The following is a 24,958-nucleotide window of genomic DNA, read 5'->3' as shown; positions in this document are numbered from 1 at the left end:
TCATTTTCCCATTATAGCATGATGCCGGCCAAAACACTACCTTGATCGGCCCGCGCTTAGCTGCCTTGCCCGCGCCGGCGCTCCCATTCTTCCTCGCTCATCAACACCTCGCGCGGTTTGCTGCCGCGCGCTTCGGAAATCAGCCCTTGCTCTTCCATCATCTCGATCAATCGGGCGGCGCGGTTGTAGCCGATGCGGAAGTGACGCTGCAAACTCGACGTCGATGCCCCGCCTTGCGCGATGACAAACCGGCACGCTTCGTCGAACAAATCGTCATCTTCTTCGCCAAACGCCGCCGCTTGGCGAAAATCGTCCGAGCTGAACAGATAGGAAGGGCTTTGCTGCGCCTTTACATGCGCGGTCACCCGCTCGATTTCTTCATCGGAAATAAAACAGCCTTGCAGCCGAATCGGTTTGGCCGATCCATTTTCCAAAAACAGCATATCGCCGCGCCCTAGCAGCCGCTCGGCCCCATTCGCATCCAAAATGGTGCGCGAATCCACTTGGGAAGAGACGGAAAACGCCAAGCGAGTCGGGATGTTCGCTTTGATCAACCCAGTAATGACATCGACCGATGGCCGTTGGGTGGCGATCAGCAAATGAATGCCGCACGCGCGCGCCTTTTGCGCCAGCCGGCAAATCGATTCCTCGACATCGGCCGGAGCGGCCATCATCAAATCGGCGAGCTCGTCAATGACGATGACGATATACGGCAGCGGTGGCTCACCGCCGCCGGCTTCACGAAGATGGCGGTTGTACTTTTCGATGTCGCGCACGCCGGCATGGACAAACCGTTCATATCGCCGCTCCATCTCGCCGACCGCCCATTTGAGCGCTCCGGCTGCCGCCTTCGCCTCGGTGATCACCGGGCTGAGCAAATGGGGCAAACCGTTGTACGGAGCGAGCTCGACCATTTTCGGATCGATCAACAGCCATTTGACTTCATGAGGGGCGGCTTTATACAACATGCTGACCAGCATGGCGTTCATGCAGACGCTTTTGCCCGAGCCGGTCGCTCCGGCAATCAGTCCGTGCGGCATTTTTTGAATATCCGTGACAACCGGCGCGCCGCTGATGTCGAGTCCAAGCGCGACGGTCAACGGCGAATGGCGATCGCGGAAGGCGCTGCTTTCTAGGATTTCTCGCAGACGCACCGGACGGCTCGCGGGGTTGGGCACTTCGATGCCGATCGTCCGCTTGCCGGGAATCGGCGCTTCGATCCGGATGTCTTCCGCCGCCAAGCTGAGCTTGATGTCATCGAGCAAACTGGTGATTTTGCTCACTTTCACCCCTAAATCGGGCTGCACTTCAAATTGGGTGACGGTCGGCCCTTGGGTCGCTCCGACGACGTTGGCACCAATATGGAAGCTTTCAAACGTCCGGGCGAGACGGGCGCACTGTTCCGCCAGCCATTGCTCATCGCGGACGTCCAGTTCCGCCGGAGGGTCAAGAAGCGCAAGCGGCGGCCGGCGATAGCGGTTCGGGCTGGAAACGGTCTTCTCAGCCAGCTTGCGCCGGTCCTGCTGCAACATGATGACATTATACGGGATGCGGATCCGCTCCACTTTGGAAGAAACGGCCGCCAGCTCGCCACCCTGATCGTTCTCCTGCGATGGTGCCGCCGTTTCTTCCGGCACCTCTTGCGGCAGCCGCCCGTCTCCTTCGCCGTCCGCTTTCCCTTCGTCAGTCGGCGACTTGGACGGCTCAACGCCGCATAAGTGCTGGCTGTCCCCCTGTTCCGCCGCCTCCTCCGCTTCGTCGGCCACCGGCGGCTCAGTCACCGGCGCCGCTTCCGCTCGATCGATACCGATGTCGCTGTTCCGGATTTGATGACGGTGAAAGGAGGGGACCAATGAGGCTCGACCGAAACCGGTGTCGCTGTTCCCTTGGTGCGCCGCCGTCTTCTGGCAGCCCGCCGCTCGCTCGGCAAGCGGCCCGCTGTCATCGCCAACGAACGCACTGGCGCCGCTGTCATCGAGCCGTTCTTCCGTCGGAGCCCGATCCGCGTTCGGAACGGCTTCTTCGACTGCCGGCTCCCCCAACTCCGCAGCGCGCCATCGCGTTCCGGTGTCGCTAGACGATTGGGCGCTCCCATCGTTCATCTCGTTCGGCGGCTGGCGACGCGAGCCGGCGCTTTTGTCCGCTTCAGTTTCCTCCGCTGCGGTCGACGGCCCACCCGGCCGAACGTTTCCGCGTTCTAGCGCTGTCCGCAGCCTAGCGCTTTCCCGTTCCGGCGCCAAGGAGACCGCGTTCCGCTCCTCCGCCGCTTCCTGTTGTTCGCGTTTCTGCTTATGATAGCCAAAAACGGGAGAAGGCACATCGGACGGTCGGAACGGCCGCTTTTCTCCTTCTCTTCTCATCGCACCGCCCGCTCGCTGACGGTTGACATTGTTCCGGACTTCTTCTCCTGCGGGCCGCTGCGGCGCCTCCCGCCTTTCGGAAGGCGGATCATCGGGAATGAGCGGGAAACGAAAACGGCCTTGCGGATATCGATCGCCACCGCTTGCCTCGCCCTCGTCAAACGTTCCGGCCGACGGAAGGCGACGAATGGGCGCCCCGCTCTCTTCCCTCTCTTCCTCGCCTGTCCAAAAACGAAGCCATCGTTTCCACCAATTCATCGATTCATTCCACGCTTTCTTTCTAGGGGCCGAACGCCGGTCCGGTGACCCGTTCCGAGCCGCTTGCCCCGCTTGGTTGCTGCTGGGAAAAGACGGGAAAAAACGCCACCGGAACTTCCAGTGACGTTCGTTCACCGCCTGCTAAAAACGAAACGGTTGACCGACTTCGTACTCGTCGGAAAGCACCAAAATGCCTTTTTCCTGCGGAGCGTTCGGCAATCCGAGCTCACGCGCCGAGCAAATCATGCCCGATGACCGGACGCCGCGCAGCTCGCTTTCTTGAATAACGAGACCGCTTGGCATGACCGCGCCGATTTTCGCGACGACGACTTTTTGCCCTTCGGCAACGTTCGGCGCCCCGCAGACGATTTGCAGCACCTCATCGCCGACATCGACTTGGCAGACGCTCAACTTGTCAGCGTTCGGATGCTTCGCTTTTTCCTTCACATACCCGACGACGAATTTCGGCGACAAGTCCGCGTCAATCTGTTCATCATAGCCGTTTTTTGCCAAAATATCATTGATGATGCCGACGAGTTCCTCGTTCACTTCCAGCGGGCCGTTTCCTGAAAACGGATAGTAGGAAGAAGCGGAAAAAATATTATAGCCGACCGGCTCGCCGGTGCGCTCAGAAACGATGCGGACGACATCGCCTTGTTTCGTAAACGCCCGCTCCTCGTCAGCTGTCGGCTTTAGCGATACGAGCAGCACATCACCGATCCCTTCGCGGTTGTAGAACACGTTCATCGCTTGGCTCCTCCTTATTTACGTTCTCCGTTTTTTTCCTAAAATGAAAATCGGTTCGAGTTTGCCGTTTTCGTATAAAAACGACAGCGCCGTGATCGGCACGCGGCCGCCGGCAAAAAAGCTCATCGTCATTTGCGCGAGCACATCGTAGCCGATCTCATTGCGCAAATCGGCAAGAATGAGCACGTCTTGATGCGGAACGGCCAACGCCATCGTTCCTTCGATGCGCGTGTGCATTTCGGCCAAAAACGCATCGTTTAGGATTCGGCTCGCGTCATAGCCGTCGTTCGTGTTGACAAAATAAAACACGTTGCCGGCGACGCGGTCTTCTTTGACCGGCGTCGGCAGCGAGCGAACGTTAAAACGGGCGATCTCTTTCACCCGGTCGCGGCTCCATCGCTCGCTCTCGATCATTCGTTCGTCAATCAAGCGGTACGTTTTCCCTCGATCAAGCGCGTAGTAAACACGCGTTTCCGCCGTATGATCATCATAAAGGAGCGGAACGCCTTCTTTCGTTTCCGTCGGAAACGACGTCGAGCGAATGACGGGATAAATGTTCCGTTCGTTTCCGGAAAGCGTTGCCGCTTCCTCCATCGTTTTCAGCGTTTCTTCCACGTAATAAATGATTTCGCGCACCGCTTCGTCTTTTTGTTCGTGCCACTTGGCGATCACGCCGGGAAGCGAGATCGTCACCCCTTTGTTCGTGCGGCGGTCTTCGATGCGCATCGTGTCTTGTCGGGCATCAAAGTGGAACGTCCAGTGCGGATAAGTTGCGAGACGTTCCTTGATCATTTCATACATTTGCCGGCTGTTCATCCGTCTGCCTCCTTGTTTTATGGCGGCGCCAGCGATTCTCCTTTATCATACCGTGAACGGACCGTTTTGACAAAAAAATTCGTATTGGCCAGCCAACAGCGCGACGATATGGGAAAACATCGCCGCGCGGTCGATGCGTCCGTTCGTAAATACGCCGATCGCCCCTTCCTTTGTGCGGATATTCCGCCGCCCTGTATACTCCTCCATCAGTTCGCCGAGCTCGCGCCCCGCCTCAAGCCCGGCGCCGAGCTCCGGCGGCAAGGCGAGGCGCGCGCCGCCGGCCGCGACCGTCATGCCGTTTCGGTCAATGAGCGCTCCCCAGTTGCAAAGCCACCATTGCCCGTCGATGTTCATCACACCGCCCTCAAGCCCGATGCCGATGTCCGCCTCTATCGCTTCCAGCGCCCGCTTGGCGCGCTCGATCGCGCCACGCCGCGTTTCCTCGTCCGAAAGCGGCTGCCGGGAGACGCCTGAGGGCACCTCAAGCGGAACGAGGCGATCGCCCGTCTCCCCGAACACCGCGCGGACGGCAGCGATTTTCGCTTCGTTCTTTGTTCCGACCGCAATTGTTTTCATTGCTCAACCTCCTAGCATGGAAAAGGAGAAGCCGATGCTTCTCCCCCTGATCTGTTTTGCCTCTTTGCCGCCATTCGTTTTTGTTTAGCTGTTGGCGCGGATCGCTTCAACGGTTGCCCGGTCGCACCGTTTGACAAGCTCAACGATGAGCGCTTTTGCCGCCGCATAATCATCGACGTGAATGATCGCGGCATGCGTATGAATATAACGGGCGCAAAGGCCGATCACCGCCGACGGCACGCCGCGGTTGGCGATATGAACCCGTCCGGCGTCCGTCCCTCCGCCTGGGGAAATGAAAAACTGATACGGAACGCCAATCGTTTCCGCCGTATCGAGCACGAACTCGCGCATGCCGCGGTGCATCACCATTGTCCGGTCGTACAAACGGACGAGCGCTCCTTTGCCGATCTGGCCAAACGCCTGTTTGTCGCCGGACATGTCGTTTGCCGGGCTCGCCTCAAGGGCAAAAAAGATGTCCGGATCGATCATCGTTGCCGCCGTCTGCGCCCCGCGCAGCCCGACTTCCTCTTGGACCGTGGCGCCGGCATACAACACGTTCGGCACCGATTCCTCTTTCAGCTCTTTTAACAGCTCGATGGCGAGCCCGCAGCCGAACCGGTTGTCCCACGCTTTCGCCATCACCGTTTTCCCGTTTGCCAGCACCGTAAACGGGCTGACCGGCACGATCGGCTGCCCCGGACGAATGCCGATCCGCTCGGCGTCCTCACGGCTTTCCGCACCGATGTCGATGAGCATCTGTTTGATTTCCATCGGTTTATTCCGCTGCTCGTCATCGAGCAAATGGGGCGGAATCGAGCCGATGACGCCGACGACCGGTCCGTCGTTCGTGATAATTTGCACGCGCTGGGCGAGCAGCACTTGATTCCACCAGCCGCCGAGCGTTTGAAAGCGAATCATGCCATTGTCGGTAATCGCCGTGACCATAAACCCGACCTCGTCCATATGGCCGGCGACCATCACCGTCGGGCCCGTCTCGTCGCCGCGCTTGACACCGAAAATGCTGCCGAGGCGATCTTGAATGATTTCATCCGCGTATTTGGCGAGCTCATTGCGCATAAACTGCCGCACCGCGTGTTCATGGCCCGGCGCTCCCGGCAGTTCGGTCAGCGTTTGAAACAGTTGCCGTGTGTCTTCGTTCATCACCGTTCTCCTTTCTTTTTCCCTTCCGCTTTGCTTACATCGTTCGCCAACATCGGCTATACTAAACGATAGCAAAGCAAAAGGAGGAATGTGCACATGGCTTGGAAAAAGTGGCTCGTTGGCGCCGCCGTCGGTGCCGCGGCCCTGTACATGGCGCGCGCTTCCGGCCGCCCTGCGCTTCTTTCGCCCGAACGCGCGCTGAAGCTGGCAAAACAAGCGCTCGGCGGGGCGCACCCGATTCGCGGCTCTTGGATTCAAACCCATCCCGAGCGCTATGAAAAAAACGGGTGGACGTACACCGTCTACCGCGGCGGCCTTTGCCGCGATGACGGGGATGACGAGTTTTGGGTGAACACGTACACCGGCGCCATCGTTGACACGCGGCCGTTATAGCGACGGCCGGTTGCGCTTCACCTGTTCCGCGATCGCGCCGTCCTCCCCCCATTTGACTGCCCGGTAATAGGCATCGTGGTAAAACGTAAACCACGCGTTCCGCTCGATGCCGTACGGAAGCCAGCGCTGTTTGGCGAAAATCGAATCCATCGGGTAATCGTCATACGCCATCACCCAAAGGACGTTTTGATGGGCGTGCGTGCCGAGCAAATCGCCGAGATGGATCGCCATTTCCCCCTCCGATTCGATCAAGATGATCGCATGGCCGGCGCTATGCCCGCCGGTATGTATGAGGCGAATGCCGGAGACGACTTCCGTTTCTTTCGCAAACGGCACGACTTGGTCGGCGATCGGTTCCCAATTTTCTTTCCAATACGTGTTGCGCGAGCGAATGTTGGGCTGGCGCATCTCTTCCCACTCGACCTCCGAAGTGATGATGGCCGCGCGCGGAAACGCCGGTACGAGCCGGCCGTCTTCCCAAACCGTCAGCCCGCACGCATGATCGAAATGAAGGTGGGTCATGAGAACCACATCAATGTCGTTGCGCGTCAACCCAAGGGCGGCGAGCGATTCGTCAAGCGCCGATTCCTCGGTGACGCCGAAATTGCGCTTTTGCTTCTCAGTCAGCTTGCCGTTGCCGATGCCGGACTCAATGAGCAACCGCTTGCCGCCGGCCTCGACCAAAATCGGGTCGGTGCGCAGCTCAATTTGATTGTTGGCATTGGGCGGATATTTTTTCGACCAAAGCGGCTTCGGCACAACCCCGAACATCGCCCCGCCGTCAAGATGCGTAACTCCTCCGTTCAGCCAAGTCAATGTCACTTGTCCGACTGTCAATTGCTCCATGCTCCTCTCCCCCCTATCTTTAGTGTACCATTTTCTTCATCGGGTGGAAATCAAAAAGAGAGGGATGCAAAAAGAGCGCCCTCTCTCGTCTATATGTGCTTGCTGGTTGTTATGTCGTGACATACTCCCATCGCCTACGCGGACGGTTAAAAGGCTGGTGATTGAAGGGAGCCGACCTTCCTTTTTGAGATGGAACCGGAATTCATCTCCTTTTTTCACTTTGTTTTGAAGTGGGAGACTTCTTCCGTTAGGTAAGTTAAAAGCAGGCTGAATCGGCGGCCTTACCCAAGAAGCGCGAGACCGCTTCTTCCATTAGGTTCAAAGCAGGCGGTCACCCATCCGTCCTCTCCGGCCGCCGCGCTGGCCCGCTACTTCCATTAGGTTAAAAGCAGTTCCCTTTTTCAGCCAGCGCCGATCATGGCCGCCTAGGCGGGCGCACCGCCTCGCAGCGATAAATGCGGTTCCCTTTTAAGGAAAATTTTTCCTCGTACTCCGTCATGACGTTGCCGACGACATCGCTCCGATGCAAATCGAGCTGAACGGCGGCAAGCACAAATCCGTATTGGGACAAGCTGACAAGCGAGTATTCAAAAAACGACTGATTGTCCGTTTTCAAATGGATGTCTCCGTCTTCTGCCAAAACGCGCTCATAGAGCGACAAAAAACCTCGATGCGTCAGACGCCGCTTTTCGTGCCGCTTTTTCGGCCACGGATCGGAAAAGTTCAAATAAATGCGGGCGACTTCTCCTTCGGCGAAAAAGGCGGTGAGGTCTTTGGCGTTCGCATTGAGCAGCTTGACGTTCGGAAGCCCGCTTTCGATCAGCTTGTCAAGCGCGGACACGAGCACGCTCGGGTACAGCTCAATGCCGATAAAATTCATATCGGGGTGAAGACGGCCCATTTCGGTGAGAAACTTCCCTTTCCCCGTGCCGATCTCTACATGAATCGGCCCGTCGTTGCCAAACAGCTCGTGCCAGCGCCCGCGCTGGGCTTCCGGATCAGGGATGACATGTTGCGGATAAGCGGCGATTTTGTCTTTCGCCCATGGTTTGTTGCGCAAACGCATATGGACACCTCTACTCATGTTCGATTTGTTGCCTTGAAGGAGTGGCAGTCAAAGAAGCAAACAGCCCAAAAGACTCGTGATTTCATCCTAAGATCGTTCACGCCTTCATTCATTTCTGGTTCGGACAACGCCCGAGTGAAAAGGTGTGTCATCGCCCGTCCCATCGGGTTAGATCGTTGGGCTCGCTTTCATCCCCCATCGAAAAAAGTGGGTTTTCTCGCTCGCTCTCTTATAAACGGCGCACCGCCGGGGCATGCTACAACCGTACCCATTTTGTGAAAGGACGGTGACCGACATGCCGCTCGACCACACCCACCAATTGACCATCCTCCGCGACATTTTGTCGGAACATCAACTCGATTGCTGCGGAACGGTGGCCGAATGCGAGCAAATCGAACGGCTTGTCAAGTCGCTGCTTGCGAACAACGAAGTGAGCGCAAATGTCAAGGACATTCTGCCGAACATTTATGCCTACGGACAAGGCGGGAAATTCACCGCCGATCTGAACGCCCACATTAGCGCGCACCAACGCGAGCTGGCTGACTGGGTGGACCAACTGTCGTAACCCGGCTCTGCTCGGCCGCTAATCGACCGGCTTGGGCCGGATCGGTTTTTTGCCCAGCGGAGCTAGGCGGCGATCTTGTTTCGGCCCCGCGTTTCTTCGCTCCCTCGCGCCAGCGCCCTCCCGGCGGGCGACCGCGTGGCCAAGAACTAGAAGGCTGGTGAAAAACAACCGATTCGCTCGATTGGTTAAAAATTCCAAGTGTGAAAGGGTAGCGTTGTTTGAGAAACAATGTTGGAAAGCGGTATTGCCCCTAAGTCACCAGCCTTCTAGACAACGGGTCCGTACGTTTCCTAAGTTCCGGGCCCATCCGCGCTCGCCGGGCGCCAAAGGGGCGAGGGAGCCGCCGATCACCGCCTTTCGCTTACGGCTCGCTCCGTTGATCCGGGCCATCTCGGACAATCCTCGCCACGGGCGACCTCTTTCGCTTATGGCTCCGCTTCGTCGCCAGCCAGCACCCGTTTCACTAAATGAAGCGACTGCTCCCGCTCTTTGTCGCGGTCTTTTCCCTTCGGCCAAAACAGCGAATGAAGCGCGTGAGCAAGCGTGTACCATTTGATTCGAAGGGCAAGCCCCTCGCTCCACGCCAGCCCATAACGGTCAAGCCATGCGTTCCACCTAGCGCGCGGAATATACAAATAAAGCAACATGCCGATGTCGATCGCCGGATCGCCGATGACCGCGCCGTCCCAATCGATTAAATACAACGTGCCGTCATCAGCCAACAGCCAATTGTTATGGTTGATGTCGCAATGGCAAACGGCACGCTGATCGTCAGGCAGCGACCAAACGCGCTGTTCGAGCCAGTCCAGCGCTTTTCGAACCAAAGGCTCCCCGCTCGGCTGGCGCCGCTGCTGCCGTTCCAGCGCAGCCAGCAGCCCGCTCGGAGGCAGCGGAGACTTGCCGAGCCGCATGAGCATGGCCGCCAGTTCCTTGGACGTATGAATTTTTCGGAGCAGCGCTGCCACTTGGCCGCTCCCCATCTCACACGGCTTGAGCTCCCGGCCGTTTAGCCACTGCTGAGCCGTAAACACATCGCCGTTTTCCAACCGTTTTGTCCAGACGAGCTTCGGAACGATCCCTTCCGCCGACAAAACGGCAAGAAACGGCGAAGAGTTCCGCTTCAAAAACAGCTTTTTCCCTTCATACTCGGCAAAATACGCATCCCCTGTAGCGCCGCCAGCCGGAGTGATCTCCCACTCCTTACCTAATAACTGTTCCAAAGCTTGTTCACCTGCGACTTAAAAAATAGAAAAACGTGTCCGTTTGCTTCTTGCGCACAAATAAAAAGGACGGCTATGCCGCGTCCTTCTTCCGTTCATTTTACTTGTATTATACTGAAATACCGCCCCGGCATGCAAACATTTTTCGTGCCCGCCTCCATGCCGAAAACTGCCAACTTCCGAGCGAACCACCGGTGCCCCAAATACGTCGAGCGCGCTTCCATCGCTCATGATCCGCCTTCCTCGCTATCCGCCCAGGCAAGCCGCTCATCGTAAAAACTGGCGCAATGGCGAAGCAACGCGGCCGCTGCCTTCAGCTGCCCATGGCGAAGCGGAAGCGGAGAACGGCGCAGCCGCGAAAACCATTCATCATAATTTCGCTTATCAATATAGTGAACGAACGGAAACAAACCGCCGCTGTCGACATAGCCATACCGGTTGAGGAGCACCGGGTGAAGCGGCCAATCGATCCCTTCTTTTTCAAAAATATCGGTCACGACCCGAACCGTTCGTCGCAGCGACGCCACCGGACTGACCCGCTTCCGCTCAACCGCTCCAGCTCGCTCGACCCAAAAGCGCCCGGTCGAGGCGATGATGATGTTATCACGCGCTCCTTCAGCGAAGACGAGACACCAAGCGGCCGTCGGCGTCACCACCACCGTGTCCAATTCCACCGCCGCCCGCCCAACGATAGCGACCGGTCGATAAAAACATAAATGCGTGTCTGGAAACCGCTGCAACAAATATTTCAGCGTTTCATCTCTGTATAGCGACTCATCGAAAGACGAAGCATGCCCGACCGTTGAACTCGCCCAACGAAGTTGCAGTGCGAACATCTCCTCTAGAAACTGCCGCTTCAATTCATCCAATGTCGAAGCCCCCGGCGACGCTGCCGGCGGCTCGTCCGCGACCTCATCAGCGCGCCGCCGAAACAGCCGCTCCCACCACGACGGCTGATCAAGCCAATCTTCCCTAATTTCAATCGTGCCACCGCTCCCCCTATCCCACTCTTCTCGCTCCGCCTCCCATCGCGCCTTCGCCCGCTCCCACTGCCGCCTTTTCAAGCGGATGAATTCCGGCACATAATGATAAATGTCCGTTTCATAGCGAGAAATGCAATCCCGCAGCTTGATGAGCTGTGCCATGGCCTCCTTCCTCCTACCGCTTGCTGGCCGTCGGCGTCCCAAGCAGCGGGAACGCGGCCATCGCTTCATACTTCGGCGTCCGCTCCATATTCGTCCGATACAGCACGATTTCGGGCACAGAAAACGTCGCCGAAGCGGGCGCCAATGGGCGAAGACAGTCCGGCGCAAACGGCTCTTCCCCTTGCCAGCGGCGGGCGATCGTAATATGCGGGGCAAACGGGCGCCGATCGAGGGAAAAGCCAAGGCGGAGGCACGCTTCGTACACATCGCGCTGCAGCGCGCGCAGCGGCTCGCTTTCGATGACGCCTTGCCAAAAAACGCGCGGCGCCTTCCGCTCCCCAAACGTCCCTAATCTAGCGAGCTGAAGGGAAAACGAGGCATGATGGGCGGTCGTTGCCGCTAACGCCTCAGAAAGCGGCACCATCTGATCCGGCGGCACATCGCCCAAAAAAGCGAGAGTAATATGGTAGTCTTTTTCGTGCACCCATGTTCGGAACGGCAGCGATGGCGCCGCCTGATCCGCAAAGCGAGCCATGGCTTGCTTTGCCTCATCCGTCAATGGAACCGCGATAAAATAATGAGTCCGTTTCAATCTGTTCACCTGCCCATTTGATCCTCTCGTTTTCTAAGCGCCAAAAGCACCGCGGCGCCAGCGAGCGTACAGACACCAAAAAACGAATAGACCGCGCCCATCCCCCAGCGCTCGAGCAAATAACCGCCCACCAGCGTGCAAAACCACGCGCCCAAGCCGTTGCTGACTGCCGAGTACAGCGCCACAGCCGTCGCCTGCACGGGCTCTGGTGCCAAGCGGCGCGCCCACTGGAGCGCGGTTGGAATCGCCAGCCCGACCGAACACCCTTGAACCACTGCCGTCATATACACAAGCCAAAGGGGGGGATCGGCGACATACAGCCACCAGCGGGCAGCCGACACGAACGCCGCAAACAGCAACAGACGGGCCATGCCGAAGCGCAGAATGAGGCGATCGGCCGCTTTCATAAACGGCGCCTCGCTGCCAGCCGCGAGCAAAAAAGCAACCCCGATGCCGGTGAGCGTTCCCCCGAGCTCATGAATGAGCAGCCCGAAATATGAGTTGTTGGCCAAAATCGGGCCGAACAGCAAAAAGACGGCCACCAACAACAAACGGAACGGGCGAATCGACAGCAACCCGCCGATAGCGCGCCTCGTCAACCGCCCCGTCGGCGCCGCCTGCGAGCGCGGCAGCCGGGCAGCCAACGCGGCCGCCGCCAACAGCATCGCCGAAAATGCGTAAAAGATGGCGGCGAATCCGAAACGCTCGGACAACCAACCGGACAAAAGAACCGCTGCGGCGAATCCGAGCGACCCCCAAAGCCGAATCGCACCGTAGTTTCCCCCTCGCGTCCGCACATGCTCAAGAGCGATGCTATCGGAAAGCGGCACGATGGCGCTTTGCGCCGCTGAAAGAAGAACGGTCAGCACCACAAACGCCCGATACCCATCGGCGAACGAATACAACCATCCGAACAGCGCCGCCAGCCCAAGCGCCATCATCAACAACCCGACCGGCTTGCGCGTATAGTCGGCAGCCATCCCCCACAGCGGTTGCGCCGCCATCGTCACAATCGGGGGGAGCGACATGATCCAGCCGATGGCCGTCCCCGCCAAGCGCGCCTCTTCCTGCAAATAGAGGGACAACAGCGGAAACAATGCGCCAAACGCGAAAAAAATCAAGAAATAAAAGAGCGGGAACATCGATTTTCGCTCCGCCGCATGCTTCAGAGCTTTTCGATCGGAGAAACAATGCTCAAGAACATCATGTGCCATGTCGTCACCGCCCTTTTTAGTGAAAAGCCAAGAAAACACGTTTTTCACAAACGTTTGCCGCCCTCGTGTCGCGAGAGCCGAGCCGGGATGGCTATCGCGCCAATTCATAAATCGCTTGCGCATAAATGGCGGTCGCTTTGATTACATCGTCTATGTCGATGTATTCATCTTTTTGATGGGCGACATCGGGCCGACCGGGAAACAACGCGCCAAACGCTACGCCGGCATTGAGCGCGCGGGCATACGTTCCCCCGCCGATGGCCAATAGGCGAGCCGGCTCGCCGGTCTGCTCCTCATAGACGCGCTGCAGCGTGCGAATCCACTCTTGATCGGGCTTAACGTAATGCGGCTTCGTATCGGAAAACCGGCCAAGCGTCAAGCCGGATCGAGCCGCTTTGTCGGAAAGCGTGCGCCGGATCGACTCGCCATCCGCCGTCACCGGATAGCGAATATTTAGCCCCACGGTTCCGCCGCGCTCGCGGTCATACGACAACAAACCAACGTTCACGGTCAACTCGCCGCTCGCCTCATCGCGATAGGCAAGGCCGAGCCGCCGGCCGCGCGTATCGCCGGCAAAGGTTGCTGCAACAAACTCGACAAACGGGCGGCTGCGGCCATCAAGCGGAAGAAGCGCCAAAAACTCCATCAACGCCACACCGGCGTTTGTTCCTTTCTCCGGCTCCGCTCCATGGGCCGACACTCCTTCAAGCGCCAGCGTCACCGTTTCGTCCGCCCGGCTCGCCGTGCCGTTTAGCCCGCGCGCCCGGCAAAACGCTTCATACCGGCGGATCCATTCGTCCGCCCCCTTCGCCCCTTTCATGACGACCTCGGCCGCATCAGGCACCATATTATAGCGGCGGCCGGCTTGAAACGAGACAAGCGTCGCCCCTTCCCCCTCTTTCTCGCCGTCCGGCCGGTAGATCAAATCGGCGTCAATGATTCCTTTTTCCGCATGGATAATCGGAAAATCGGCATCAGGCACAAACCCGACGTCCGGCATTTCTTCATGCTCGAAATAATGGCGGACGCACCGCCACTCGCTCTCTTCGTCGCCCCCGATGATAAGGCGCACCCGCTTGTTCAACGGCAACCCGAGCTCTTTGACGATTTTCATCGCGTAAAACGCCGCCACCGTCGGGCCTTTGTCATCGATCGCCCCCCGCCCGTAAAGGCGACCGTTTTTGACCTCGGCGGCAAACGGGTCAACGGTCCAGCCGTCACCCGCCGGCACAACATCGATATGACCGAGCACGCCAATGAGCGCCTCCCCGTTCCCCATCTCCAAATGCCCGGCGAATCCATCGACATTTTTCACGCGAAATCCTTCTTCGCGACCGCGGCGGAGCAAATAGTCAAGCGCTTCAGCCACCTTCAGGCCAAACGGCGCGCCCGGACCCGCGCTGCGGTCATCGCGAACGCTCGGGATGCGGACGAGAGCTTGCAGCTCGCGAACTAGCTCATCCTTCCGCTTCCGCGCCTCTTCGAACCAATCGATGTTTACCGTCATTCCCTTCCCCCTCCAGTCCTATAAGGTTGGTGAAAAATCGCTGCCTTGATCGATGATGGAACGCGCAAACATAGAGGCTGATGAAACAAGCTTTTCGACTTGAGAAACGGTTCCGGTAAGCGGTTGCGCGAGTCAATCACCGGCCTCCGATAAGCCATTCAAACACGATCTGCCGGCCAAGAGCGCAGCCAGCTCGCCTCATTTCTCCGTCGACAACCGCGGGAAAAACCGGCCAAGCCGGATCGCTTCCCCGCCTTCGGGTCCGAACGATCTTCCAGCCGTCTCCGGTCCAGTATCATCGTGGTTTTCCATCTGTTGTCAACGTACCATATCAAAAAAAAGAAGTCAAAATGTTTCGTTTGTCACCATTTGTTTTCGATTCGGCAACAAAAAGTTTAAATTTTTCGTGAATACGGGCAAACGGGTAGCATTTTTCCAGCCGTTTCGTGTACAATGGTAACAAACAGAGAAAGACATCTCTCATCTGCCAGCTGTCGGTTGTGCCATGCGAATGATGCTAAGATAGGGAGTGGTCTTTTGAAACCTTCCACACACCGGATGCTTACCCGGATCAAATCCGTGTATATGTACATTAGTGAAAAAGGAACGGTGACGACCCAGGAACTGGTTGAGGAGTTCGGCACCACCCCAAGAACGATTCAGCGCGACTTAAACGTGCTTATGTACAATGATCTCGTTCGCAGCCCGAGCAAGGGCAAATGGACGACCACCAACAAAAAAGTGCGCATTTCCTCTTGATCTGTTGGTGCCAAAAAGGCTGGCAAACGCGCCGCTTCTGGCCCGAACAGAGCGGAAATGGCGAGGAAAAACAGACGGCCCAAGCGCCTTCTCGCCTGCACTCCTTGTCCGCCTGACTGCCGGCCTGCGGGATGAGGCAAGATGAGAGAAGCAAGTCCTGACGAACGGAGATTCATTCCTTTTCCATAAAACAGGAACCCCTTGCTAGGTTCCTTTTTTTTCGTTGCTGTTCGGCCGGTACTGCTTCAGCAGCTTGATCTCTTCCTCCGTCAATTCGCGATATTCCCCCACCGCCAAATCCGGATCAAGGAAAAGCGGCCCCATCCGCACTCGCTTCAAATAGACGACGCGCTTGCCGACCGCTCGAAACATCCGCTTCACTTGATGAAACTTCCCTTCTGTGATCGTCAGCTCGACGTCCGAACGAAGGCCCGATCTCAACACGACGAGCTCGGCCGGCTTCGCTTCATAGCCGTCATCGAGCACGACACCGCGCCGAAACGCCTTCACGTCGTCTTCCGTCACCTCACCGTCGATGATCGCCACATACGTCTTCGGCACGTGCTTTTTTGGCGACAGCAGCTGATGAGCGAGCGCGCCGTCATTGGTGAGCAGCAGAAGCCCTTCCGTGTCTTTGTCAAGCCGTCCGACCGGAAACGGGGCAAACCGCCGATCCTCGTCCTCTAACAAATCAATGACCGTCTCCTCGACGGGGTCTTCCGTCGCCGAGACGACACCAGGCGGTTTGTTCATCAGCAAATAAATATACGGTTTATACTCGACCGGTTCTCCCCACACCGTCACGGTCTGCTCCTCCGGTCGCACTTTTGTTTTCGCATCGTGGACCGGTGCTCCGTCCACTTTCACGGCACCGGATTTCAGCAACTTCTTTACTTCCTTCCTCGTCCCGTATCCCATATGGGCGAGCAGTTTGTCAATGCGCAAATCCACAGGAACTCCCTCCAAAAAAACGGATTCTCTGGGCGTTCATCTAGTCCGCTTTCGCCTTGTTTCCATACACTATGAGGGAAACATACAGAAAGGGGTTTTGCTCATGAACGAATATTACCACGTTCCGGTGTTTGACAGCTATCGTCAACAACCGCCAGCCGGCCAATTCTGGCCCGGGTATCCCGGTGGGCCGTTTGCCGGTTGGGCGCGCCGCATCGAACGGCTCGAGCGGGCCGTCGAACGGCTCGACCGGCGGCTCGACCGAGTGGAAAGCCGCCTCGACCGCATCGAGCGCCGGCTCGGCCTCTCGTAAGCCGCATTGGTAACACGAAGGCGGGATGGTCTACCGCCTTCTTTTTCGTTGGGGCGGTGTTCCCAGCGAGGAATCGAAACTTCCCCATCGGTACATAAGAGACCGGTGATTAAATCGTGCATACTGCTTCCCGGCATAAGGGTGTCTAAAAAGGATCGGGATACCCTTTCTCAACACCATATATAGACTATGACATACTAATACACACTATATGTCGTGTCTTTCTTGAGAGAGGATCACCTTTTGGGTCATCCCCTTGCAGCACTGAAGGCATTGATTCATCGACCAAAGGAACGCGCTGTTTTTCACCAGCCTCATAAGGAAAAGGTTCCGCACATTTTTCACTTGCCGACGAGCTGTCGCCCTTCCTCCATCCAAGTCCCTCTAGGAGGCTGGTGATGTAGTGATACTACTGATTCCATCCATTTCTCAATGAGAGAAACTTTGCACAATCAGCTTTCTTTTTTGAATGAAAACGCCGCCGATTGGTGTTCGACAACCGTTTTTCCCCAGCTTTCTAGGAAGCGGCGTCGCTCGTTTTTCGGCGCCAAAACGCCCACCGCTCAAAACGGCGGCCAAACAAAGCCGCAAACAAGCCAGAACGAATGCTGAGAAACAAATAGACCGAAGCGCCTACCGCCATTCCGACAACGGCAAGAACGACCGATTCCCCTTTGCCGGCTCGATAGTCAAGCCATTGCCCGGCCAACGCCTCGGCGGCCGCCACAGCGAGCGACATCACCGCTGTCAATATGACCATAAAAGTAGCTCGTCGGAGAACAAAACGGTAGCGGTAACGAGCATACCGATGAATCACCCATAAATTGAACGCCACCGAAACCAAATAGCCAGCTGTCGTCGCGACAACGGCGCCAACCGTCCCCCACTTCATAATCAACAGCGTATTCAGCGCCCCTTTCACCAACAGTCCGGCCGCTAAGCTGACAACGGTAAACCGCTGTTGATTGATGCCCTGCATAATGGCGGCCGTGACGGAAAACAAAGCAAACAGCACCGCTGTTGGCGCATACCAGTGCAGCACTTGCTCCCCGAGCGGGTCGTAGCTGTAAAACGAACTGTACATCGGGCCGGCGAGCACGGCCATGCCGATCACCGCCGGCAACGTCAAAAACAAGAGCACTTGAAACGTCTGGTTCAAATATTGCCGCATCGCCTTCCGGTTTTGCTCGACGTGCGCTTTCGTAATCGCCGGGATGAGCGCCGAGCTGAACGATGTCGCCAACGTCACCGGAATGATGACGAGCTTTTGCGCCCACATGTTCAGCACGGAATACGCATGTTCCGATACGTGCCCGCGCCCGGCTGCCGCCATGGCGTGATTGAACGTAAATTGATCGACCAACTGATAAAGCGACATCGCCAAGCCGACGAGCACAAACGGGATGGAAGAAAAAAGCAGCTCGCGATACATGGCGCGCAGTGGCACATGCACTTGATCGCGGCTCTGTTCCAAAAGCGATCGCAAATGCTCGCGCCGCTTCCACCAATACACAAGCAGCACCGCCAGTCCTCCGATCGCCCCGACAAACGCGGCAAACGTCGCCGCGCTTACAGCGGTCACGATCGAGCCGTCCCACCAGCGCAAAATGACATAACAAGCCCCAAGCAAAAACGCGATGCGCAACACTTGCTCGATGACTTGCGACAGCGCCGTCGGCCCCATCGATTCATGCCCTTGAAAAAAACCGCGGATCAAGCTCATCACCGGGACGATCACAAGGGCAAAACTGACCGCGCGGATGACGGCCGTGACATCGGCGACCGAATTGACGTTCGTTTTCGCGTCAATGACATATGGCGCCAAAACCGGAGCCAACGCGTACAACACAAGCCACGAAACAACCCCGCTCGCGAGCATGAGCGCAAGGCCGGAGCGGAACAGCGTATAGCCGACCCGGTACTCCTCGAGCGCGTTATATTTGGAGACAAATTTCGAAACAGCGACCGGTATGCCGGCCGTTGCCAAGCTTAAAAAAATTTGGTACGGCACATAGCCGTAGCCATACAGCGCCCCGCCGCGCTCGCCGACGAGGTGGTAAAACGGAATAACGTAAAACAAGCCAAGCAGGCGGGAAATCATCACGCCAGCGGTCAAAATAAACGTGCCGCGCAGCAGCTTCGATGTTGACATACAATCCCTTCCCTAACCGTGGACGTTGAAAATCACAACATTTGTATTTTATCATAGTTGTCAATGGAACGAAAAACATTGTCTCCTGTGGACAAACGAAAGGATGGAATCAACATGGGGCATGACGTCATCGTTATCGGCGGCGGTCCATCCGGGCTGATGGCGGCCATCGCGGCCGGCGAATGCGGGGCGGACGTGCTGCTGCTGGAAAAAGGGACGAAACTCGGGCGCAAGCTGGCCATCTCCGGCGGCGGCCGCTGCAATGTGACGAATCGGCTGCCGATCGATGAAATCATCCGCCACATCCCCGGCAACGGCCGCTTTTTGTACAGCGCCTTTTCCGTCTTTAACAACGAAGACATCATCCGCTTTTTCGAACGGCTCGGCGTGCCGCTGAAGGAAGAAGACCACGGCCGCATGTTTCCAAAAAGCGACAGCGCTCAATCGGTCGTCGAGGCGCTCATCACCGAACTTCACCGGCTCGGCGTCCGCATCCGGCTCGAAACGCCGGTAGGCGATATCCTGTACAAGGGGGGAAAAACGATCGGCGTCAAGCTGAAAAGCGGGGAAACGATCGGCGCTACCGCCGTCGTGGTCGCCGCCGGAGGCAAATCGGTGCCGCAAACCGGCTCAACAGGCGATGGCTATCCTTGGGCGGAAAAAGCCGGTCATACGGTAACGGAGCTGTTTCCGACCGAAGTCCCGATCGTATCGAACGAACCGTTCATCCAAGCGCGGACGCTCCAAGGCCTGTCGCTGCGCGATGTGGTGCTTGGCGTCTTAAAACCGAACGGCAAACCGATCGTGACCCATCGGATGGACATGCTGTTCACCCATTTCGGCATCTCCGGCCCCGCCGCTCTCCGCTGCAGCCAGTTTGTCGTCAAAGCGCTGAAAAAGGCGGCGAACGGCGCCGTCGCCATGAGCATCGATGCGCTGCCGGACGTCACGCGAGAAGAACTGTTTCAACACCTAGCCCAATTATGCAAAGAAGAGCCGAAAAAAGCGGTGAAAACCATCGCCAAAACGGTGCTGCCGGAGCGGTACGCCGTCTTTTTGCTGGAACGAAGCGGCATCGACCCGCAAGCGGCCGCCGGCACGGTCAGCCATGAGGCATTGCGGGCGTTCGTCCGCTGCTGCAAACAGTTTACGTTTCACGTCCACGGCACGCTGCCCATCGAAAAAGCGTTCGTCACTGGCGGCGGCGTATCGGTGAAAGAAATCGAACCACAAACGATGGCCTCCAAACGCATGGCCGGGCTTTATTTTTGCGGCGAAATTTTGGACATCCACGGCTACACCGGCGGCTACAACATCACCGCCGCCCTAGTGACCGGCCGGCTCGCCGGCATGAACGCCGCCCGCTATGCGTTAGAGGCGAAAACCAGCCGAAGCGAATCACCGGTGCAGACAGCCGATTGACAGTGTCGAGATAGACGTAATCGTCATCATAAGTGGCGCCATATCGGTAGTAAACAGCCGATTGGTAGTGTCAAGATAGACGGATTTTCGACGAATGATGGGAATCACAGCTGATTGACAACAGCCAAACGAGGCGCAGCCGCTTTCCCACCGATGGAGCGGACAACGGCCGGCAAAAAGCAGGCCGCCAAGCCTGTTACAAAAAACTGGGCGTGTGTTTATGGCCGCTTTGCCACACGACCGGCAAAATCCGCCAAACTTCTTACAAAAAACTCGGCGTTCCGGCCCCACCTGCAGCCGGGGCGGCCCGGCCCATTACGTCCGGTAAATGACCATGGCGGAAAAGCAATAAATTTGCTCGCCTTCTGACTCCATGGCTGCCACGCTGTATTTGACGTCAATCAGCTGCCCATCTTTTAAGCGAGCTAAAAAATCGTTGACCGCCGCTTCCAAATCTTTTTCGTGTTCTTTATCAAAAACTTTGACTTTGTACATCCTATCCCTCCCGTTTTTTGCTTTGCACGCGCCAAGCCAGGCGGGCTTACGAAACATTTCTCCTTACAGCGGCATAGTCCTGCCGACAAACGACCGGAAATAGAAAGGGGGGCCCGCAGAATGGGAACCCCCTCTTTCACTAGACCGCTGCTTTCCGTGAAAATGCCGAACTGGCGCGAGATTTTCATCCCCGGGCGGAGGGCAGATCGTGCTGCCCATGGATCTTTTCTGAGACTTGTCTTTCATACACAGAGATCGTCCTTGACGGAGAGACGCGACGCTCCGCACTTTTCCAAGTCTCGTCTTTAATACACCCCAACCGCATTGAACGCCTGTTTCACCGAGCTGACTTCTTGGCTCGCTGAACCGTACAGATCGGCGGCCGCTTGGATGCAGGCGGCGCGCAGCTGGCTGAAGTTTGACGTCGGCGTCAAATAATAGACGAGCGCACGGTAGAAGATTTTCCCCATTTTGTCGCGGCCGATGCCGGTGACGCTGACTCCGTAGTGCGTGCCGCCTTGGCTAAGCAAATAGGCAGCTTTGTTAATGATACCGCTGTTCGTATGGACGCCGCCGTTATCTTGTGTGCCGGTATAGCGTTTGGAATAATGATCCGGGTCCCCGTATTTCGCCGGGTCGGACATAGACCGGAGCGCATCGCCGGCAATGCCCGGCGTATAAATGTCTTCGCCGATTTCCCAATCGGGATTGCGGTTTGCGTAAAATTCAACCAGCGTCCCGAAAATATCGGAAATCGCTTCATTGATGGCGCCGGATTCATTTTGATACACAAGACCAGCTGTGTAATCGGTCACGGCGTGGGTCAGCTCATGGGCGACGACGTCAATGCCGCCGGAAAACGGCAAAAACGTTTGCCCGTCGCCGTCGCCATATACCATTTGCGATCCGTTCCAAAACGCGTTGTTGTAGCGGCTCCCATAGTGAACGGTCGAGCGGATGGCGGCGTTGTTGCCGTCATAGCTGAGCCGGCCATGCACGTTTTTATAATAGTCATAGACCACTCCGGCGTAATAATGTGCATCCACTGCAGGAGCGTCATAGCTAGCAAAAAACTGGTTGTCGCTATCGGCCCACAAGCTGCCGGGCAGTGTCGTCCGGTTGCGCCCGTCATACGTGAAAATGCCGTTGCCGCGCGTATTGTCTTGCAAATAGTAATAGCCGTAAGAAGAAGAATACGTCGTGTTGATCGATTTTTGATCTCCCAACACCCCGCGCCCGGTGCCGACCGTTGACGTGCCTGCCACTGTCTGCCCGCCGCCCGGCTTCGCCTCGTCCAGCTCGTTCCATTTATTCAACACCGCGCCGCCGGCGGCATCAATGAGGTAGACCCAATTGCCGGGAGACGGGTCCAAAAAGCGAACGTTCACTTCATAAGCGAGATGAACGGTATCGCTAGTTGGATAAATCACAAGCCGCGTCGGGTTCCCCTGCTCTTTGACCGGTGATGCCCCGATGGAAGCGGCGACATCCCGTTCGGCAATCGCTTCCGCTTCCTGCGATGAAATGGTCTTTCCGCGCTTCCAGTGTTTCTCCACATCTGGAATGAGCGTACCGGAGAGAGCTGTCAACGCACCGGCTTTGACATGGGCCACCAAGACGGCACCAAACACCGGAATGCCTTGATACCGCTGTTCAAACCGCATGACCGTATGGCCGAGATCATCCGTCTGCTTGCTGAGCAGAACCAGCCGCTCCGCCGCCCGGCCGCCGAGGCGGAACGTTCCCGCCTGTTCATCGATATAGCGGTATACTAATGTTTGTGGATCAACAGCGTTGTCCTTCGCCAACGTTCCAGACATAAAGGACGGCGTTTCCCATTCGCTCCACACTACGGAGTCGCTTTTTGGCGCCGCTCCTGCTGGTGTAGCGATTAGGCCGAGCGCCAATCCAACCATCCCGAGCATCGTCCGCTTTTTCATTTCCCTCTTCCCCTTTCGTTTTGATAATTAACTATGTCATTCATTTTAATCAAATTCGTCTATTTTGAGTATTAGGAAAATAAAGACCTGCGAGCGGGATTCATCGCGTCTTCCCCCTTCCTCCGTTTCCTTCGCTGCGCCATGGGTCCTATGTCTGAAGAAAGGCGTCCGGAGCGGTTGCGATGAAACCCGGTCCGTACCGTTGCTTGTTCCCACCTTTCTCCATGCCCGGTTTTCCTCGTTGTGATGAAACCGAGTCCACACCGTCGGCAGCGAATGGCCGGCTTCCGTCAAAACCCGTTCATAAGCTGGGCCTGACCCAAAAAGTTGTCTGCCTTCAAGATCGTCACAACCGATCGCGCGGCAGAAGCCGTCAGCACGTATAGATAGCAACGAAAGAGGGGGAGCCCGATCTTTTTGGAACATCCTCGGGCTGCCTACGTCGAATCGAACGTTACCCTTGCCGCGCTGCCGCCGGCTGTTCCCAACGGGCGAAATCGTTCGGAGCCACGGCAAAAAATCGGCCGCCCGTATTCTCCCGATCACCCCCGGAAACTTAGGACAGCCTTTTTCACCGCTCCTTTGCACCCGTCCGCACTAGGAACGGAACGCTCTCTTTTTTCGCTCCGTGCTTCTAGAACAGCCCGCTGCTCATCACACAGTCAAAAACAAACGTCCGCTTAGCGAGCGATCACAGTCGGCGGCGGATGCTCGTCTTTCGCCGCTTCCTTGACCCCGATTCCATGGCCAAAGCCCGCAGCGAGGCCGAGGGCGGCCAAAGCGATGATCAGAACGATCCGCTTTTTCACGCCTTTCACCTCCTTTCACGTGCCCGTTCGTCTTCGCAACAGTTCGCAGCTCAATCGGTAATAGTGGGCCGCCTGTTTGTATTGGCGGGCGCGGGCGTAGTAATCGGCCAAATAGCCGGCGTATTGGGCGGCGTCTTCATACTCTTTTCGTTTTTGAAAATACGGAATCGCTTCGTGTTTCAGCAGCCGCTCGAACTCTTCCCCTTCCCCGGCGAGCAACAGCCGGTAGACGGAAAAATGCAAATAGTATTCGTAGTGTTCGGTCATGCCGTTTTCCGTCTGCTCAAGCAGCTGCCATCCTTCTTCCGCGGTCGACAGCGCCTTGCGATAGTTTTGCGCGGCATAATGCTCGCGCAAAAGCGCCAAAAACGTAATCAGCCGGTCGGCCAGCGGAGCGTCCGACTTGTACACGAGGCTATGCTCGTAATGCTGCACCGCCTCGCGGTATTGTTTTTTCATCGCCTTCAAATGGCCGAGGTTATGCTCGACGATGCCGATCAGCAGCCGATCGTTGGCGAGCTGCGCTGCCTTCTGCGCCAACAGGCAGCAGTCGATCGCCTGATCGATTTCCCCGCAGCGCCGGTAGCAAATCGCCAGCAGCACATGGCATTCGGCCCCGCGCCGCAGTTCATACTCCGCTTGGCTGAGGGAAAGCGCCCGCTCCGTGTAGCGGATGCATTGGAACACTTTCCACAGCCGGCTGTACGCGAGCGCTAACAAATACGACAAATCCGCTTCTTCCCAATTCGGCTTCCTTTGTGTCCCCAATAATGCTTCTGCTTTTTGATAGAAGTGCAAAGCATCGTCATATTTTTCTTGGCAATAAGAAAGCAGGCCAAAAAATTTCCAATAATAGTAGCGCATCGGTTCATCAAGCGCCTCGTACCATTCGCGCACGCTCCGCGCCGCCGCTTCCGCTCCTTTCAAGTCGCGCAGCAGCAGCAAATATCGAATGCGCATCAAATGAAAATAGATCATCGCCTCGGCATCTCCGGATTCGCTGCACTGTTGCCGGACGGCGGCGTATTGCTCCCTTGCCGCGGCCACGTTTTTGTCCGTCATCGCCTTATACCACGCCATGACCGATTCAAACCATCCGGGTGCTGTGCCGCTTTGGCCGCGGTGAATGCCGAGCCGGCGAAACAGCAATTCAATGACATCTTCTCCCGGCATCGCTTGATTGTTCTCGATTTTCGATAAATACGAAACCGAGATAATTCCTTCCGCTGCCTCCTCTTGGGTCATTCCTTTCATCAGCCGGGCAAGCTTCAAGCGGTCGCCTAGTTTCAAACAGCATCGACCCCTTCGGTCTTTTTTACTGAACATTATATCTTTTCTTTCTTCTCCCTTCTATCACCCTTTAGCACTATAAGGAAAAATTTGTTCTTCAGCGCAGCGGTGATGAAATAAAGAAGACCGCCTCCATTCGGTGGTTGCCATGCTAAATAAAAGGTTCATCACCAAAACGTGTACTTGCCAGACGGTGCACTTCTCTTGAAGGTGTATGCAAAAAATGTTTTGTTTCCTAATTCTTTTGTGGATACAACGTTTGGTGAGGAGCCTAAAAAAATGAGACTTTGATTGAAAATCGGCCAAAATGAAAACCCAAAGAATGCTGATTGTCGAACATCCTTTGGGTTTGCTTTTTTAG

23 protein-coding genes are annotated in these 24,958 nt (G+C 56.8%); 5 read left to right on the top strand and 18 right to left on the bottom strand.

The window, feature by feature from the left end; genetic code table 11:
- Positions 1-56: 56 nt before the first annotated feature.
- The 5 genes from NST29_RS04110 to NST29_RS04090 all read right to left on the bottom strand — a co-directional run bounded on the left by NST29_RS04110 (position 57) and on the right by NST29_RS04090 (position 5,918).
- A complete protein-coding gene (locus NST29_RS04110) occupies positions 57-2,618 on the bottom strand; it encodes a DNA translocase FtsK (RefSeq protein ID WP_033021969.1) in 2,562 nt (853 codons plus the stop codon).
- Between the two features lie 141 nt (positions 2,619-2,759).
- The gene (gene ytpR, locus NST29_RS04105) at positions 2,760-3,365 is read right to left on the bottom strand and encodes a YtpR family tRNA-binding protein (RefSeq protein WP_033021972.1); all 606 of its coding nucleotides are present in this window, start codon (positions 3,363-3,365) and stop codon (positions 2,760-2,762) included.
- Between the two features lie 18 nt (positions 3,366-3,383).
- Positions 3,384-4,181, bottom strand: a complete 798-nt coding sequence (locus NST29_RS04100) for a DUF1444 domain-containing protein (protein ID WP_033021974.1) — start codon at positions 4,179-4,181, stop codon at positions 3,384-3,386.
- 45 nt (positions 4,182-4,226) lie between these two features.
- On the bottom strand, positions 4,227-4,757 hold the full coding sequence (locus NST29_RS04095; RefSeq protein WP_033021977.1) for a DUF84 family protein: 531 nt from the start codon (positions 4,755-4,757) through the stop codon (positions 4,227-4,229).
- An 84-nt stretch (positions 4,758-4,841) separates the two neighbouring features.
- Positions 4,842-5,918, bottom strand: coding sequence for a M42 family metallopeptidase (locus NST29_RS04090; RefSeq protein ID WP_033021979.1), 1,077 nt, complete (start codon positions 5,916-5,918; stop codon positions 4,842-4,844).
- 96 nt (positions 5,919-6,014) lie between these two features.
- On the opposite strand from NST29_RS04090, the gene NST29_RS04085 reads away from it, so the two are divergent.
- Positions 6,015-6,311, top strand: a complete 297-nt coding sequence (locus tag NST29_RS04085) for a PepSY domain-containing protein (RefSeq protein WP_033021981.1) — start codon at positions 6,015-6,017, stop codon at positions 6,309-6,311.
- Here NST29_RS04085 and NST29_RS04080 read toward each other — a convergent pair.
- Together NST29_RS04080 and trmB are read right to left on the bottom strand one after the other, a co-directional pair.
- Complete coding sequence (locus NST29_RS04080; protein ID WP_033021984.1) at positions 6,306-7,157, bottom strand: MBL fold metallo-hydrolase; 852 nt, start codon at positions 7,155-7,157, stop codon at positions 6,306-6,308. The two genes, NST29_RS04085 and NST29_RS04080, sit on opposite strands and share 6 nt — an antisense overlap.
- A 415-nt stretch (positions 7,158-7,572) precedes the next feature.
- Positions 7,573-8,223 carry a tRNA (guanosine(46)-N7)-methyltransferase TrmB gene (gene trmB / locus NST29_RS04075; RefSeq protein WP_033021986.1) on the bottom strand — a complete coding sequence of 217 codons (651 nt, stop codon included), beginning with the start codon at positions 8,221-8,223 and terminating at the stop codon, positions 7,573-7,575.
- A 295-nt stretch (positions 8,224-8,518) separates the two neighbouring features.
- On the opposite strand from trmB, the gene NST29_RS04070 reads away from it, so the two are divergent.
- The gene (locus NST29_RS04070; RefSeq protein ID WP_033844364.1) at positions 8,519-8,788 is read left to right on the top strand and encodes a YtzH-like family protein; all 270 of its coding nucleotides are present in this window, start codon (positions 8,519-8,521) and stop codon (positions 8,786-8,788) included.
- Positions 8,789-9,213: 425 nt separating this feature from the next.
- Here the strand turns inward: NST29_RS04070 and NST29_RS04065 are convergent, their stop codons facing one another.
- From NST29_RS04065 to pepV, 5 genes are all read right to left on the bottom strand, one after another.
- Complete coding sequence (locus NST29_RS04065) at positions 9,214-10,008, bottom strand: phosphotransferase family protein (RefSeq protein ID WP_033020152.1); 795 nt, start codon at positions 10,006-10,008, stop codon at positions 9,214-9,216.
- A 227-nt stretch (positions 10,009-10,235) separates the two neighbouring features.
- Positions 10,236-11,153 (bottom strand): NERD domain-containing protein, encoded by a 918-nt coding sequence (locus NST29_RS04060; protein ID WP_033020153.1) that lies wholly within the window; start codon positions 11,151-11,153, stop codon positions 10,236-10,238.
- Positions 11,154-11,166: 13 nt separating this feature from the next.
- Positions 11,167-11,745: an RNA 2',3'-cyclic phosphodiesterase gene (thpR, locus tag NST29_RS04055; RefSeq protein ID WP_033020168.1), complete on the bottom strand. Its 579-nt coding sequence runs from the start codon at positions 11,743-11,745 to the stop codon at positions 11,167-11,169.
- Positions 11,746-11,750: 5 nt separating this feature from the next.
- Positions 11,751-12,959, bottom strand: coding sequence for an MFS transporter (locus NST29_RS04050; RefSeq protein WP_081897309.1), 1,209 nt, complete (start codon positions 12,957-12,959; stop codon positions 11,751-11,753).
- Positions 12,960-13,050: 91 nt separating this feature from the next.
- Positions 13,051-14,466: a dipeptidase PepV gene (gene pepV / locus NST29_RS04045; protein WP_033020154.1), complete on the bottom strand. Its 1,416-nt coding sequence runs from the start codon at positions 14,464-14,466 to the stop codon at positions 13,051-13,053.
- A gap of 537 nt (positions 14,467-15,003) precedes the next feature.
- Between pepV and NST29_RS04040 the strand changes: the two genes are divergently transcribed.
- The gene (locus tag NST29_RS04040; RefSeq protein ID WP_033020155.1) at positions 15,004-15,225 is read left to right on the top strand and encodes a DeoR family transcriptional regulator; all 222 of its coding nucleotides are present in this window, start codon (positions 15,004-15,006) and stop codon (positions 15,223-15,225) included.
- A gap of 204 nt (positions 15,226-15,429) precedes the next feature.
- On the opposite strand, the gene NST29_RS04035 is transcribed toward NST29_RS04040, so the two are convergent.
- The gene (locus NST29_RS04035) at positions 15,430-16,176 is read right to left on the bottom strand and encodes a pseudouridine synthase (protein WP_033020156.1); all 747 of its coding nucleotides are present in this window, start codon (positions 16,174-16,176) and stop codon (positions 15,430-15,432) included.
- Positions 16,177-16,279: 103 nt separating this feature from the next.
- Here NST29_RS04035 and NST29_RS04030 point away from each other — a divergent pair, with 103 nt between their 5' ends.
- A complete protein-coding gene (locus NST29_RS04030) occupies positions 16,280-16,489 on the top strand; it encodes a hypothetical protein (protein ID WP_033020157.1) in 210 nt (69 codons plus the stop codon).
- Between the two features lie 517 nt (positions 16,490-17,006).
- Here NST29_RS04030 and NST29_RS04025 read toward each other — a convergent pair.
- Positions 17,007-18,641: a polysaccharide biosynthesis protein gene (locus NST29_RS04025; protein ID WP_033020158.1), complete on the bottom strand. Its 1,635-nt coding sequence runs from the start codon at positions 18,639-18,641 to the stop codon at positions 17,007-17,009.
- Positions 18,642-18,755: 114 nt separating this feature from the next.
- Here NST29_RS04025 and NST29_RS04020 point away from each other — a divergent pair, with 114 nt between their 5' ends.
- Positions 18,756-20,063: an NAD(P)/FAD-dependent oxidoreductase gene (locus NST29_RS04020; RefSeq protein WP_033020160.1), complete on the top strand. Its 1,308-nt coding sequence runs from the start codon at positions 18,756-18,758 to the stop codon at positions 20,061-20,063.
- A 315-nt stretch (positions 20,064-20,378) separates the two neighbouring features.
- Here NST29_RS04020 and NST29_RS04015 read toward each other — a convergent pair whose 3' ends face one another.
- The 4 genes from NST29_RS04015 to NST29_RS04000 form a co-directional block, all read right to left on the bottom strand.
- Entirely contained in the window at positions 20,379-20,558 is a 180-nt protein-coding gene (locus tag NST29_RS04015; RefSeq protein ID WP_008880941.1) for a sporulation protein Cse60, read from the bottom strand.
- A gap of 305 nt (positions 20,559-20,863) precedes the next feature.
- Positions 20,864-22,498, bottom strand: a complete 1,635-nt coding sequence (locus NST29_RS04010) for a M4 family metallopeptidase (RefSeq protein WP_033020161.1) — start codon at positions 22,496-22,498, stop codon at positions 20,864-20,866.
- Between the two features lie 680 nt (positions 22,499-23,178).
- Entirely contained in the window at positions 23,179-23,307 is a 129-nt protein-coding gene (locus NST29_RS04005) for a hypothetical protein (protein ID WP_255358709.1), read from the bottom strand.
- Between the two features lie 15 nt (positions 23,308-23,322).
- The gene (locus NST29_RS04000; RefSeq protein ID WP_033020164.1) at positions 23,323-24,597 is read right to left on the bottom strand and encodes a helix-turn-helix transcriptional regulator; all 1,275 of its coding nucleotides are present in this window, start codon (positions 24,595-24,597) and stop codon (positions 23,323-23,325) included.
- Positions 24,598-24,958 lie beyond the last annotated feature (361 nt).

Source organism: Geobacillus sp. FSL W8-0026, from assembly GCF_037966255.1.
Taxonomy (GTDB): Bacteria; Bacillota; Bacilli; order Bacillales; family Anoxybacillaceae; genus Geobacillus; species Geobacillus icigianus.
The sequence above is the reverse complement of the archived record's forward strand: the minus strand, read 5'-3'. Positions and strand labels throughout refer to the sequence as shown.